At 71.0% G+C, this 13,609-nt stretch carries 15 protein-coding genes; 14 read left to right on the top strand and 1 reads right to left on the bottom strand.

What is annotated here, in order from left to right; all coding sequences use genetic code 11:
* Positions 1–176 precede the first annotated feature (176 nt).
* The 4 genes from dop (at position 177) to prcA (ending at position 3,861) form a co-directional block, all read left to right on the top strand.
* Positions 177–1,688 carry a depupylase/deamidase Dop gene (gene dop / locus ABT129_RS12065; protein ID WP_351899878.1) on the top strand — a complete coding sequence of 504 codons (1,512 nt, stop codon included), beginning with the start codon at positions 177–179 and terminating at the stop codon, positions 1,686–1,688.
* A 160-nt stretch (positions 1,689–1,848) separates the two neighbouring features.
* On the top strand, positions 1,849–2,061 hold the full coding sequence (locus ABT129_RS12060) for a ubiquitin-like protein Pup (protein WP_030213091.1): 213 nt from the start codon (positions 1,849–1,851) through the stop codon (positions 2,059–2,061).
* Between the two features lie 161 nt (positions 2,062–2,222).
* Entirely contained in the window at positions 2,223–3,062 is an 840-nt protein-coding gene (prcB, locus tag ABT129_RS12055) for a proteasome subunit beta (RefSeq protein WP_351899874.1), read from the top strand.
* Positions 3,063–3,108: 46 nt separating this feature from the next.
* Positions 3,109–3,861, top strand: a complete 753-nt coding sequence (prcA, locus tag ABT129_RS12050; RefSeq protein ID WP_351899873.1) for a proteasome subunit alpha — start codon at positions 3,109–3,111, stop codon at positions 3,859–3,861.
* 97 nt (positions 3,862–3,958) lie between these two features.
* On the opposite strand, the gene ABT129_RS12045 is transcribed toward prcA, so the two are convergent.
* The gene (locus ABT129_RS12045; RefSeq protein ID WP_351899870.1) at positions 3,959–4,984 is read right to left on the bottom strand and encodes a LacI family DNA-binding transcriptional regulator; all 1,026 of its coding nucleotides are present in this window, start codon (positions 4,982–4,984) and stop codon (positions 3,959–3,961) included.
* A 145-nt stretch (positions 4,985–5,129) separates the two neighbouring features.
* Between ABT129_RS12045 and ABT129_RS12040 the strand changes: the two genes are divergently transcribed.
* The 10 genes from ABT129_RS12040 to tatC all read left to right on the top strand — a co-directional run bounded on the left by ABT129_RS12040 (position 5,130) and on the right by tatC (position 13,595).
* Complete coding sequence (locus ABT129_RS12040) at positions 5,130–6,410, top strand: MFS transporter (protein WP_351899868.1); 1,281 nt, start codon at positions 5,130–5,132, stop codon at positions 6,408–6,410.
* A gap of 69 nt (positions 6,411–6,479) precedes the next feature.
* Positions 6,480–7,841 carry a Pup--protein ligase gene (gene pafA, locus ABT129_RS12035; protein ID WP_351899865.1) on the top strand — a complete coding sequence of 454 codons (1,362 nt, stop codon included), beginning with the start codon at positions 6,480–6,482 and terminating at the stop codon, positions 7,839–7,841.
* A gap of 119 nt (positions 7,842–7,960) precedes the next feature.
* Positions 7,961–8,899 carry an FKBP-type peptidyl-prolyl cis-trans isomerase gene (locus ABT129_RS12030; RefSeq protein ID WP_351899863.1) on the top strand — a complete coding sequence of 313 codons (939 nt, stop codon included), beginning with the start codon at positions 7,961–7,963 and terminating at the stop codon, positions 8,897–8,899.
* A gap of 43 nt (positions 8,900–8,942) precedes the next feature.
* Positions 8,943–9,323 (top strand): FKBP-type peptidyl-prolyl cis-trans isomerase, encoded by a 381-nt coding sequence (locus ABT129_RS12025; protein ID WP_351899861.1) that lies wholly within the window; start codon positions 8,943–8,945, stop codon positions 9,321–9,323.
* A 153-nt stretch (positions 9,324–9,476) separates the two neighbouring features.
* Entirely contained in the window at positions 9,477–10,433 is a 957-nt protein-coding gene (locus ABT129_RS12020) for a helix-turn-helix transcriptional regulator (RefSeq protein ID WP_351899858.1), read from the top strand.
* A 16-nt stretch (positions 10,434–10,449) separates the two neighbouring features.
* Entirely contained in the window at positions 10,450–11,403 is a 954-nt protein-coding gene (locus tag ABT129_RS12015) for a helix-turn-helix transcriptional regulator (protein ID WP_351899856.1), read from the top strand.
* A gap of 199 nt (positions 11,404–11,602) precedes the next feature.
* The gene (locus tag ABT129_RS12010) at positions 11,603–11,866 is read left to right on the top strand and encodes a CpXC domain-containing protein (protein ID WP_351899853.1); all 264 of its coding nucleotides are present in this window, start codon (positions 11,603–11,605) and stop codon (positions 11,864–11,866) included.
* Between the two features lie 35 nt (positions 11,867–11,901).
* Positions 11,902–12,099 carry a hypothetical protein gene (locus tag ABT129_RS12005; protein ID WP_351899851.1) on the top strand — a complete coding sequence of 66 codons (198 nt, stop codon included), beginning with the start codon at positions 11,902–11,904 and terminating at the stop codon, positions 12,097–12,099.
* Positions 12,100–12,284: 185 nt separating this feature from the next.
* Positions 12,285–12,587 (top strand): Sec-independent protein translocase subunit TatA, encoded by a 303-nt coding sequence (tatA, locus tag ABT129_RS12000; protein WP_351899849.1) that lies wholly within the window; start codon positions 12,285–12,287, stop codon positions 12,585–12,587.
* Positions 12,588–12,692: 105 nt separating this feature from the next.
* Positions 12,693–13,595: a twin-arginine translocase subunit TatC gene (gene tatC, locus ABT129_RS11995; RefSeq protein ID WP_351900129.1), complete on the top strand. Its 903-nt coding sequence runs from the start codon at positions 12,693–12,695 to the stop codon at positions 13,593–13,595.
* The last annotated feature ends 14 nt before the right edge of the window (positions 13,596–13,609 follow it).

Raw genomic sequence — 13,609 nt, 5'->3', positions numbered from 1 at the left:
CCCCCGGCTGCGGATGTCCGGAAACCGGGCATCCGCAGCCGACGCATTCCATCCAGCATTTCCCCCGGCACCGCAGGGAAATACGCAACCGATCTCCCCACCAGCGCGGAGCCGCTCTAGGCTCTTCGGTAACGCCGAGTCGCGCACTGTGAGCGACGCCGGGCAAGGAGGGCCGCATGACCGTACGGCGAGTAATGGGCATCGAGACGGAGTACGGGATCTCCGTCCCGGGACACCCGAACGCCAATGCCATGCTCACCTCGTCCCAGATCGTCAACGCCTACGCGGCGGCGATGCACCGGGCGCGCCGCGCCCGCTGGGACTTCGAGGAGGAGAACCCGCTGCGGGACGCCCGCGGCTTCGACCTCGCCCGCGAGGTCGCCGACTCCAGCCAGCTCACCGACGAGGACATCGGCCTCGCCAACGTGATCCTCACCAACGGGGCCCGCCTCTACGTGGACCACGCCCACCCCGAGTACAGCTCGCCCGAGGTCACCAACCCGCGCGACGCCGTCCTCTGGGACAAGGCCGGCGAACGGATCATGGCGGAGGCGGCCGTGCGCGCCGCCCAGCTCCCCGGGGCCCAGCCCATCCACCTCTACAAGAACAACACCGACAACAAGGGCGCCTCCTACGGCACGCACGAGAACTACCTGATGAAGCGGGAGACCCCCTTCTCGGACATCGTGCGCCACCTGACCCCCTTCTTCGTCTCCCGCCAGGTCGTGACCGGCGCGGGACGGGTCGGCATCGGCCAGGACGGCCGGGAGCACGGCTTCCAGATCAGCCAGCGCGCCGACTACTTCGAGGTCGAGGTGGGCCTGGAGACCACCCTCAAGCGGCCCATCATCAACACCCGGGACGAGCCCCACGCGGACGCCGAGAGGTACCGCCGCCTGCACGTGATCATCGGCGACGCCAACCTCTCGGAGATCTCGACCTACCTCAAGCTGGGCACCACCGCGCTGGTGCTCTCGATGATCGAGGACGGGTTCATCACCGTGGACCTCGCCGTCGACCAGCCCGTACGCACCCTCCACCAGGTCTCGCACGACCCGACCCTCCAGTACCTGGTCACGCTCCGCAGCGGCCGCACGCTGACCGCGGTGCAGCTCCAGATGGAGTACTTCGAGCTGGCCAGGAAGTACGTGGAAGAGCGGTACGGCGCGGACGCGGACGAGCAGACCAAGGACGTCCTGCTCCGCTGGGAGGACACCCTCAACCGGCTCGAGAACAACCCCATGAGCCTCGCCGGCGAGCTGGACTGGATCGCCAAGCGGGAACTCATGGAGGGCTACCGGCGCCGGGACGGCCTGGAGTGGGACGCCGCCCGACTGCACCTCGTGGACCTCCAGTACGCGGACGTACGCCCCGAGAAGGGCCTCTACAACCGTCTGGTGGCCCGTGGGCGCATGAAGCGGCTCCTGGACGAGCCGGCGGTGGAGCGGGCCGAGACGGCGCCTCCCGAGGACACCAGGGCCTATTTCCGGGGCCGGTGCCTGGAGCAGTACGCCGACGACGTCGCCGCGGCCTCCTGGGACTCGGTGATCTTCGACCTGCCCGGCCGGGACTCGCTCCAGCGCGTCCCCACCCTGGAGCCGCTGCGCGGCACCAAGGCCCACGTGAAGTCGCTCCTGGACCGCTGCCGGACCGCGGAGGAACTGGTCCGCGTGCTCTCCGGCGGATGATCGGGGGCCCGACACGGGCCTGAAATACCCCGGCACTGGGAATCATGGAAACAGTGCCCGGGCGTTGTGGAAACTGCGGGGCCGAAGTCAGACCCGACCTATAAGGTCTGATCTTGTACGGACTCAACCGAGCGGGCCGATTTCGAGCGGGGTGAGGGATATGGCGACCAAGGACACCGGCGGCGGACAGCAGAAGGCGACGCGTTCCACGGAGGAGGTCGAGGAGACCACCACGGAGGCGAGCTCCGACCTCCAGGAACGCCAGGAGAAGCTGAGCGAGGACGTGGACTCCGTCCTCGACGAGATCGACGACGTCCTCGAGGAGAACGCCGAGGACTTCGTGCGTTCCTTCGTGCAGAAGGGCGGCGAGTAGCCGCTTCACGCGCCTGTCGTCCTCCGTCCCCGGAGCCCCGGCGAAAGCCGTGGGTCCGGGGACGGATGACAAGCGGTGGCACGGGTAAGGTCCGTGCACAGCAACCAAGATCGGCCGGCGCTTCCCACGGCGGGCCGACTCTCCCACCCGGAAGGAATCGCGTGGAAGCCAACCCTCGTAGCACCGGGCGTCTGCCGGCGGCCTTCCTGACGCCGGGCTCGTCCTCGTTCATCGACTTTCTGGCGGACCACTCGCCGGGGCAGCTGCCGGGCGGCAGGGAGCTTCCCGAGGGGATCGTCCAGGCCCCCCACGGGACGACCATCGTGGCGGCCACGTTCCCCGGCGGGGTCGTGCTCGCCGGTGACCGGCGGGCCACCATGGGCAACATGATCGCGCAGCGGGACATCGAGAAGGTCTTCCCCGCCGACGAGTTCTCCGCCGTGGGCATCGCCGGCACCGCCGGTCTCGCCGTGGAGATGGTCAAGCTGTTCCAGCTGGAGCTGGAGCACTTCGAGAAGGTGGAGGGCGTCACGCTCTCCCTGGAGGGCAAGGCGAACCGCCTCTCCACCATGATCCGCGGCAACCTCGGCATGGCCATGCAGGGACTGGCCGTCGTGCCGCTCTTCGCGGGCTGGGACGAGGCCAAGGAGAAGGGCCGCATCTTCTCCTACGACGTGACCGGCGGCCGCTCCGAGGAGCACGGGTACGCCGCCACCGGCTCCGGCTCGATCTTCGCGCGCGGGTCGATGAAGAAGCTCTACCGAGCCGACCTGAGCGAGCAGGAGGCCACCACGCTGGTCGTGCAGGCGCTCTACGACGCGGCCGACGACGACTCGGCGACCGGCGGCCCGGACATGGCCCGCCGGATCTTCCCGATCGTCACCGTCATCACGGAGGAGGGCTACCGCAGGCTCACCGAGGCCGAGTCCTCGGGGCTGGCCCGATCGGTCACCGAGCGGCGTCTCGAGCAGCCCGACGGGCCGCGCGCCGCCCTGCTCTGACCACTCGTCGCCCTGTAGAAGCCCAGAAGAAAGGGACGGACCGCCGGTGTCCACTCCGTTCTACGTCTCACCCCAGCAGGCCATGGCCGACCGGGCGGAGTACGCCCGCAAGGGCATCGCCCGAGGCCGCAGCCTTGTCGTCCTCCAGTACACCGACGGAATCGTCTTCGTCGGCGAGAACCCCTCGCGCGCACTGCACAAGTTCAGCGAGATCTACGACCGGATCGGCTTCGCGGCCGCCGGCAAGTACAACGAGTACGAGAACCTCCGCATCGGCGGCGTGCGCTACGCCGACCTGCGCGGCTACACCTACGACCGGGACGACGTCACCGCGCGCGGCCTGGCCAACGTCTACGCCCAGACCCTGGGCACGATCTTCTCCAGCGCGGGGGAGAAGCCGTACGAGGTGGAGCTGGTCGTCGCCGAGGTCGGCACCGAGTCCGCGGGCGACCAGATCTACCGGCTGCCCCACGACGGCTCGATCGTCGACGAGCACGGCTCGGTCGCGGTCGGCGGCAACGCGGAGCAGATCAGCACCTTCCTGGACCAGCGGCACCGGGACGGCATGTCCCTCGCCGAGGCCCTGAAGCTGGCCGTACAGGCCCTGTCGCGGGACACCAACGGCAGCGAGCGGGAGATCCCCGCGGAGCGCCTGGAGGTCGCGGTCCTGGACCGTACGCGCCCGCAGCAGCGCAAGTTCAAGCGGATCGTCGGCCGTCAGCTCTCCCGCCTCCTCCAGGCGGACAACGCGGCGGTGACGAAGACGGACGAGCCCTCGGACGAGGCTCCCGAGGAGTAGGCCCCGGTTCGCCCGCAGGGCCCCGGTGCGCACCAGCGCACCGGGGCCCTGCGCCGTTCAGGAGCGCCCGCCGGTCTCCGTGCCGTCTCCGGAGGGCTCAGGGGCTCGTGACCGGCGCGGGGCCCGAGGAGCCGCGCGGGACCAGGCTGACGGGGAGTTCGTCCGGCTGGGCGGGTTCGCCCGCCAGAACGGCGAGGAGGGCCGCCATGCCCCGCTCCCCGATGCGCTCGGCGGGCAGCGCGACGGTGGTCAGCTCGGGTTCGACGGCGGTGGCGAGCGCCAGGTCGTCGAAGCCGGTGACCGAGACGTCCTCGGGGACGCGCAGCCCCAGCCGCCGCAGGGCCTTGCAGGCGCCGGCGGCGAGGATGTCGTCGTCGCACACCACGGCGGTGGGCCGCGGGCCGGGGGCGGCGAGGGCGAGCTCGGTGGCGGCCATGGCGCCGTGCACGTCCAGGGGCGCCCGGACGGTCCGTACCGACACCCCGGCGAGGGCCCCGGCGAGCGCGGCGGCCCGGACGTCGAAGGTCCAGGAGGGCACGGCGGAGGCGAGGTGGACGAACCGCCGGTGGCCGAGGGCGAGCAGGTGCCCGGTGACCTGGCGCATGCCGTCCGCGATGTCCAGGTTGACGTGGGCGGCCGCGGCGCTGTCGGCGGGGTCGCTGTCGAGCATCACCAGGGGCAGGTCGGTGCCCCGGAAGGCCTTGAGGGCGTCCGAGGCCATCGAGGAGGCGATGACGCCGTCGAGGGCGGCCCGGGCGGAGGCGAAGGGGTCCCTGGCGGGACCGACGCCGTCGGGGGAGGGGTAGAGCACCACGCCGAAGCCGTGCCGGGCGGCGACCGTGGCGGCACCGGTGTAGACCCGGGCGAAGAACTCGTTGGTGAGGGCCGGCACGACGAGGAGCGCGGTCCTGGTGCGGCCGAGCCGGAGGTTGCGGGCGGCGAGGTTGGGCCGGTAGCCGAGCCCCCGGGCTGCCTCCCGCACCGCCCCGGCGGTGCGTTCCGACACACGGCCGCGCCACTTGTCGCCGAGCACGAGGGAGACGGTGGCCTGGGAGACGCCCGCGACCCGGGCGACGTCCCGGCTGGTGGGGCGGGTGCCGCCGAGCGGCTCCGGGGTCTGCACACAAGCCTCCGCGTCGTACGGTCCCGGGCCGGCGGGACGGCCCCGGCCCGGTCGCGGGGTGGACCCGCGTACAGCCGACATGGTACGTATGACGGCAGACGTTATACGTAAAACCTCGGCGGGTCCGGGGCGAGGGGAGACCACCATGGCCACCGAGGCCCCGGCACGAGGCGGCTATCTCGACATACTCCGGGCGCCGCACGCCGCCCGGCTGCTCGCCGGAACGCTCGTGGGGCGCCTGCCCAACGGCGTCGGCCCCATCGCCATCACCCTCTTCGTCCGCGACCAGGGCGGCAGCTACACCCTGGCCGGCGGCCTCATCGCCGCCTACGGCGTCGCCACCGCCCTCGGCCAGCCCCTCCTCGGGCGCGCCGTCGACCTCAAGGGCCAGCCCCGGGTCCAACTGCCCGCGGCGGTCCTCTCCGCCCTCGGCATGGCCCTGCTCGCCCTCACCGGCACCGGCCACCTCGCCCTCGCCTACGCGGCCGTCGTCGTCGCCGGACTCTTCACCCCGCCCCTGGAGGGCGGACTCCGCGCCCTGTGGCCGAGCGTCCTCGGCCGCGAGGACCGGGTCCACCGGGCGTACGCCATGGACGCGGTCGCCCAGGAGGTCATGTTCACCGTCGGCCCCCTGCTGCTGACCCTCCTCGTCTCCCTCTGGTCACCCGCCGCCGCGCTCCTCGTCATCAACCTCCTCGGCGTCCTCGGCGCCCTCGCCGTCGTTCTCTCCGAGCCGTCCCGCGCCTGGCGCTCCGCGCCCCGGGAAGCCCACTGGCTGGGCGCCCTGCGCTCCCCGGGCCTCCTCGCCCTCCTCGGCTCCTTCTTCTTCGTCGGCCTCGCCCTCGGCTCCATCACCGTCGCCGCCGTCGCCTATGCCGACGACCGGGGCACCCCCTCCGTCTACGGCTGGCTGATGGCCGCGCTCGGCCTCGGCGCACTCGTCGGCGGCGTCGCCTACGGCGCCCGGCAGTGGTCCGGAGCCCCCGAACGACGGCTCCGCGTCCTCGTGCTCCTCCTCGCCGTCTGCTACCTGCCGCTCGTGCTCACGCCCGGCCCCGTCGCCATGTCCGGCCTCGCGGCCCTGGCCGGCCTCTTCCTGGCGCCCGTCCTCGCCTGCGCCTTCATCGTGGTGGACCGGCACGCGCCGCGCGGCACCGTGACCGAGGCCTTCTCCTGGCTCGTCACCACCTTCGGCGTCGGGTCGGCCCTCGGCTCCGCCGTCGCCGGACCCGCCGTCGAACTCGCCGGGACCGTCACCGGGTTCGCCGTCGCCGGGGTCGGCGGCCTGATCGCCTTCCTCGTCCTCCTGGCCACCGGCCGCGTCCTCGGCGCGCCCACCGCCCCCGAAACCCCCGCGCCCGAGGCGCGACACGCCGTCGTCGCGGCCTCTCCCACTGCCGTACACAGCGAAAAGAACACGCACTGATCGGAAAATGATCGAAACGGGAACGTCCAACCCGGTTTCAGCACAGGCCGTCAGGCGTAATGTTCAGACATGGACCGCCGCATTTTCGGGCTGGAGAACGAGTACGGCGTCACGTGCACGTTCAGGGGACAGCGCCGACTGTCTCCTGACGAAGTGGCGCGCTACCTCTTCCGCCGTGTCGTGTCATGGGGCCGCAGCAGCAATGTCTTCCTGCGGAACGGCGCCCGCCTGTACCTGGACGTGGGATCGCATCCGGAATACGCCACACCGGAATGCGACAACGTGACCGAACTGGTCACCCACGACAAGGCCGGCGAGCGCATTCTCGAGGGCCTGCTCGTCGACGCCGAACGCCGCCTGCACGAGGAGGGAATCGCGGGCGACGTCTACCTCTTCAAGAACAACACCGACTCGGCCGGAAACTCCTACGGCTGCCACGAGAACTATCTCGTCGCCCGCCACGGAGAGTTCTCCCGGCTCGCGGACATCCTCATTCCGTTCCTCGTCACCCGGCAGCTCATCTGCGGCGCGGGCAAGGTCCTCCAGACCCCGCGGGGCGCGGTCTTCTGCGTCTCCCAGCGCGCCGAGCACATCTGGGAGGGCGTCAGCTCCGCGACCACCCGCTCCCGCCCCATCATCAACACCAGGGACGAGCCGCACGCCGACGCGGAGCGCTACCGCCGGCTGCACGTCATCGTCGGCGACTCGAACATGTCCGAGACGACCATGCTGCTCAAGGTCGGCGCCACCGACCTGGTGCTCCGCATGATCGAGGCCGGCACGGTGATGCGCGACCTGACCCTGGAGAACCCCATCCGGGCCATCCGCGAGGTCAGCCACGACATCACCGGCCAGCGCAAGGTCCGGCTCGCCAGCGGCCGCGAGGCCTCCGCCCTGGAGGTCCAGCGCGAGTACTACGACAAGGCCGTCGACTTCGTCGACCGCCGCGGCATCCGCACCGGGACCGTCGCCCAGGTCCTGGAGCTGTGGGGCCGTACCCTCGACGCGATCGAGAGCGAGCGGCTCGACCGGATCGAGACCGAGATCGACTGGGTCATGAAGCACCGGCTCATCGAGCGCTACCGGGCCAAGCACAACATGACCATGTCGAACCCGCGGGTCGCCCAGATAGACCTCGCCTACCACGACATCCACCGCCGTCGTGGCCTCTACTACCTGCTGCAGAAGAACGGCCAGGCGGCCCGGATCTGCAACGACATGAAGATCTTCGAGGGCAAGTCCGTGCCCCCGCAGACCACTCGGGCCCGGCTCCGCGGCGACTTCATCCGCCGCGCCCAGGAGCAGCGACGGGACTTCACCGTCGACTGGGTCCACCTCAAGCTGAACGACCAGGCGCAGCGCACGGTGTTGTGCAAGGACCCGTTCCGCTCCGTCGACGACCGGGTCGAAAAGCTGATCGCCGGAATGTAGGCAGGTCGTACCGGCCAGGTGGGGCCCCGCACGGTTTGGCGTGCGGGGCCCTCGACGTGACAGGAGGAGCGCCTAGAGTGTCGGCACAACTACTGTGCCGTCTGAGATCTGAGGAACACGTGCGCCGACTTGCCGGCCTTCTCGTCGTCCCGCTGCTGCTGCTCTCGACAGCGGCGTGCGGCAGCGACGACAAGGGCTCCGATTCCGCTTCGATGACGAACGGGCTGCCCGCCATCACCGCGGGGGCCAAGTTCGGCGAGAAGCCGACCCTCGCCAAGGGCGAGGGCGCCCCGCCCAAGGAACTCAAGGTCAACGTCATCAGCGAGGGCAAGGGCCCGGTGACGAAGAAGGGCGACGCGCTCCAGGTGAACTACCTGGGTCAGGCCTGGGACTCCACCACCCCCTTCGACAACAGCTTCGACCGCGGTCAGCCCTTCGACCTGACGCTGGGCGCCGGCCAGGTCATCAAGGGCTGGGACCAGGGTCTCGAAGGGCAGAAGGTCGGCAGCCGCGTCGAGATCGGCATCCCGCCGGAGCTCGGCTACGGCGCCGCGGGCCAGGGCGACATCAAGCCGAACGCCACCCTCGTCTTCGTCGTGGACATCCTGAAGTCCGTCACCATCCCCAAGTCCGCCACCGGCACCCCGGTCGCCCAGGACAACAAGGACCTGCCGAAGGTCGGGACGAACACCGACGGCAAGGCGCCCACGCTGACGGTCCCCAAGGTCGCCCCGCCGACCAAGCTCGTCTCGAACTACGTGCTCGAGTCCAAGGGCGAGGCCGTCAAGGCCACCGACACGGTCGTCGTGAACTACGTCGCCGCCCTCTGGAAGGACGGCAAGGTCTTCGACTCGACGTACACCACCGGCAAGCCCGCGAACTTCCCGCTCGCGCAGCTCACGCTGAAGGGCCTGAAGGACGGCCTCGTCGGCAAGAAGATCGGCAGCCGCGTCCTCATCGTCGCCCCGCCGTCGGAGGCGTTCGGCAACGAGGAGAAGCAGGGGATTCCGAAGAACTCCACGCTGGTGTTCGCCGTGGACATCCTCACGAAGATGTAAGACTGTCCCGATCACGCAGTTCATCAGTATGAGGAGCAGTTCAGTGAGCATCGAGAAGCCCGAGATCGACTTCCCGGGTGGCGAGCCGCCGAAGGACCTGGAGATCAAGGACATCTGGGAGGGCGACGGCGAGCTCGCCGAAGCCGGTGACTTCGTGAAGGTCCACTACGTCGGTGTGTCCTTCGACTCCGGCGAGGAGTTCGACGCCTCCTGGAACCGCGGCGCCCCGCTCGACTTCAACCTCGGCGCCGGCCAGGTCATCCAGGGCTGGGACAAGGGCGTCCAGGGCATGAAGGTCGGCGGCCGCCGCCAGCTGGTCATCCCCGCGCACCTCGCCTACGGCGACCGCGGCGCCGGCGGCAAGATCGCCCCGGGCGAGACGCTGATCTTCGTCTGCGACCTCGTCGGCGTCACCAAGCGCTGACCCGGTGACCGGCCGGGACCCGTCCCGGCCACCGACGGTCCTCCGAGGGCCCCCGCCATCCGTGGCGGGGGCCCTCGGCTTTGGCCCAAACACTCCGGGGCGGTACGGTCGGACGTCCGACAAGTGGATCCGGCGGAAGGGTGCAGGGCGTCGATGGCGATTGCCAAGTCCGAGCGGCTGATGAATCTCGCGCTGTGCCTGCTCGGGACACGCCGTCCGCTGAGCAAGCGTGAACTCCGCGGCTCCATCGAGGCCTACCTCGAAGCGAGCGGCGACGATGCCTTCAACCGCATGTTCGAGCGCGACAAGGACGACCTGCGCGAGCTCGGCCTCGTCATCGAGACCGTGGAGAACCTGGAGGGCGAGACCGGCTACCTCGCCCGCCGCGACTCCAACCGCCTGCCGCCCATCACCCTCGACGCCGAAGAGGCCGCCGCACTCGGCCTCGCCGCCAAGGTCTGGCAGCAGGCCCGCCTCGCCGGCGCCGCCAGCGGCGCCCTCCAGAAGCTCCGCGCCGCCGGGATGCCGGAGGCGGAGGACTCGTACGACACCCAGCCCAGCGCCCTCGAACCCCGCATCCCGGTCCACGAGGCCGCCTTCGAGCCGCTCATGCTGGCCTGCCGCGACCGCCGGCCTGTCGTCTTCGACTACCGCAAGGCCAACGCCGCCCGCCCCGAGACCCGCCAGGTCGAGCCCTGGACCCTCGAATGCTGGCGCGGCCACTGGTACCTGGCCGGCTGGGACCGCGACCGCGGCGCCGAGCGCGTCTTCCGCCTCTCCCGGATCACCGGCAAGGTCCGCTCCCGGGCCGGCGCCTTCACCGCGCCCGTCCCCGACGTCGTCACCGTCCGCGAGACCGTGGAGAGCTGGGCGGGCGAGACCGCCACCCGCTCGGCCCGGATCCGGCTCCGCACCGGCTGCGGCTACCCGCTGCGGGCCCGCGCCCAGTCCCTGCGCGAGGGCACCGACGGCTGGGACGAGCTGGAGATCCCGTACGGGCACGGCCTCGACGCCTGGCTCGTCGAGTTCGGCCCCGACGTCGTCGTACTGGAACCGGCCGACCTGCGGGCCGACGTGGTGGACCGGCTGCGCGCCGTGGCCAAGGGCTGAGGGGGAGACGTACCGCATGGCTGCCAACGCGATCGACCAGACGAGGCGGATGCTCTCGCTCGTCACCTATCTCCGTGAGCGCCCCGGCGCCCACGTCGCCGACGTCGCACGCGCCTTCGGGATCACCGAGGACGAGCTGATCTCCGACCTCGACGTGCTGCCCATGTGCGGCACCAGCTTCCGCGGCGGAGACCTCCTCGACATCGACACCGACGGCGACCGGATCTGGTGGCACAACCCGGACGACGTCGCCGCGCCGCTCCGGCTCGCCGCCGACGAGGCGACCGCCCTCCTCGTCGCCGCCCGCGCCGTCGCCACCCTGCCGGGACTCCGGGAGAGCGACCGGGAGGCGCTGCTCCGCGCCACCGCCAAGCTGGAGGCCGCGGCCGGCGAGGCCGCCGGGGCCAGCTCCCGGCTCTCGGTGACCTTCGAGTCCGAGGGCGGGGTCTTCGCCGAGGTCGACCGCGCGATCTCCGAGCGCCGCCGCCTGTGGGTGCGCTACTACTCGCCCGCCCGCGACGAGCTCACCGAGCGCGAGGTCGACCCGATCCGGCTCTTCGCCGTCGGCCACACCTACATGGAGGCGTGGTGCCGGCTCTCCGAGGCGCGCCGCACCTTCCGCCTCGACCGCGTGGTCGAGATCCGCATCCTCGACGAGCACGCGGCCCCGCCCGAGCTGGAGCTGCGCGACCTCTCCGAGGGACTCGTCCAGCCCTCCGCCGACGACCCCGAGGTGGTGGTCGAGGTCGGCCCCGGCGGCCGCTGGGTCGCCGAGTACTACCCGCACGACCGGGCCGAGGAGCTGCCCGACGGCGGACTGCGGATCACCCTGCGCACGCCCGACCCCGCCTCGCTGCGCCGTCTCGGGCTGCGACTGGGCAGCGACGGCCGGATCGTCGCTCCGCAGGAGCTCGCCGACAACGCCAGGACCGCGGCGGCCGCCGCACTCGCCGCGTACGACGGCGGGTGACGTTCCCCGACACGGGGACGCTGTGGTGACGTAGAACCAGTGGTGCACCGGAGGCACGTGGTGCGGCCGGGGGACTGGAAGCACGTGGTGCGACCCCGGCGGACCGGGGCGCGTGGTGCGGCCGGGAGACCGGAGGCGCACGGTGCGGCCGGTCGTGGGAGTGGGCGCAGGTGGCGCGAAGGCGCGGGAGACTGGAGAGATGAGGGAAATGTCCGTGATGCACGGTTTGACGGCGACGATCGCCCCGGTCCTCTTCAAGGCCGCCTGCCCCGACTGCCGCTCCCGCTTCGAACTCTCCGCGAGCGCCCTGCGCCTCGCCATCGGGGCGAGCCGCCGCACCACCTTCTACTCCTTCACCTGCCCCGAGTGCGGCAGCTCCGTCCGCAAGCCCGCCGGAGAGCGCATCGTCGAACTCCTCACCGGCGGCGGCGTCCGCACCCTGCGCCTCCACACCACCGTCTGAGCGCCCTGACCCCGGCCAACGTCTAGGCTCGGCACATGTTCTGGCCCATGCTCGCCATCGCCCTCGGCTTCCTCGGCATCGCCGTCCTCGGCGTCCTCGCCGTCAAGGTCTTCATCGAGGTCCAGCGCCTCGGACGTCAAGTGGCCCACACCACACAGCGGATCAACCAGGCCGCCGAAGACCTCGAATCCGCCGCCGTGGGACTGGCCCGAACCGGCGAGTCCCTGCGCTGATCCCGTGCCGTACCCTGCGTGAAGCGGCCCTGAACCGGGCGCGCGGGACGCAATCGGGAGTATGCACGGGCATTGCCCTGCGTTTACTCCTGCGGGTTACGATCGCAGACAGCGCGGTGGCCGGACACCTGTCCGACCCGCCGGGCACGCACTCCATGTCGCCTCGGTGAAGAAGGTATACAGCTATGGGTAGGCTCGGCCCCACCGAGATCATTCTCATCCTCGTCGTCATCATCCTGCTGTTCGGCGCCAAGAAGCTCCCGGACATGGCACGCTCGCTCGGCAAGTCGGCCCGCATCCTCAAGAGCGAGGCCAAGGCGATGAAGTCGGACGACCAGCAGAGCGCGCCCGCCGACCCGCCGCACGCCGGAACCGGCACGCCCACCACCGCCCAGGACCAGCCCGCCCCGCGCACCATCCAGGCCGCTCCCGGCGACGTGACCAGCGCACGTCCCGTGACCGAGCCGTCGGACACCACCAAGCGCTGACCCGGTCCGCCGCGGCCGCCGCACCGGGCGGCGGCCTGCCGCACGAGATGAGGACGTGGGTTGCCCAAGTCTGCCCGCAAGCAGGAGAAGGATCCCGAGGGCCGGATGCCCCTCGTGGAGCACCTGCGTGAACTCCGCAACCGACTGGCGAAGGGTCTCCTCGCCGTCGCCGCGGTGACGATCGTGGCCCTCGTGTACAGCGAGGAGCTGATGCAGTTCCTGACGAAATCGGTGCCCACCTGCGCACCGGGCGTCACCAGTGACGGCGGCAACTGCGCGATCGTCTCCTTCAACACGCTGATGGCCCCGTTCAGCACGACGATCCAGCTGTCGCTGACCGCCGGCCTCGTCGTCGCCAGCCCCGTCTGGCTCTACCAGCTGTGGGCCTTCGTCGCGCCCGGGCTGCACAAGAGCGAGAAGAAATACACGTACGCCTTCGTCGGCGCGGCCGTGCCGCTCTTCTCCGCCGGCGCCTACCTCGCGTACCTCATTCTCCCCATCAGCGTGAAGGTCCTCATCAGCCTCACGCCCAGCGGCTCCGCGAACATCCTCTCGCTCGGCGACGTCCTCGACTTCACCCTGCGCATGGTGCTCGTCTTCGGCCTCGCCTTCGAGCTGCCGCTCGTCCTGGTGATGCTCAACCTGACCGGTGTCCTCACCGGCCGCCGCATGGCCGGCTGGTGGCGCGGCGTGATCATGGGCGTCTTCGTCTTCGGCGCCGTCATCACCCCCACCACCGACCCCGTCGGCATGATCGCCCTCGCCGGGCCCATCACCGTCCTGTACTTCGGGGCCGTCGGCTTCTCCCTCCTCAACGACCGGCGACGCAAGCGCAACAACCCGGACGCCGAGCTCGACGACGACGAGGCCTCCTCGCTCGACCTCGTCCCCGGCGCCGTCGGCGCCGTCGAACCGGTCGGCGCCCCCCGCGCCCTGCCCGAGCAGGCCACCGGCGAGCCCGGCGGAACCCCCGCGCACCGCGTGAACGGCTACGACGACATCACCTGACCTCGCCGGTCCCC

It is taken from the genome of Streptomyces sp. NPDC002057 (assembly GCF_040296665.1).
Classification (GTDB): domain Bacteria; phylum Actinomycetota; class Actinomycetes; order Streptomycetales; family Streptomycetaceae; genus Streptomyces.
This window is presented reverse-complemented; position numbering and strand designations above follow the sequence as displayed.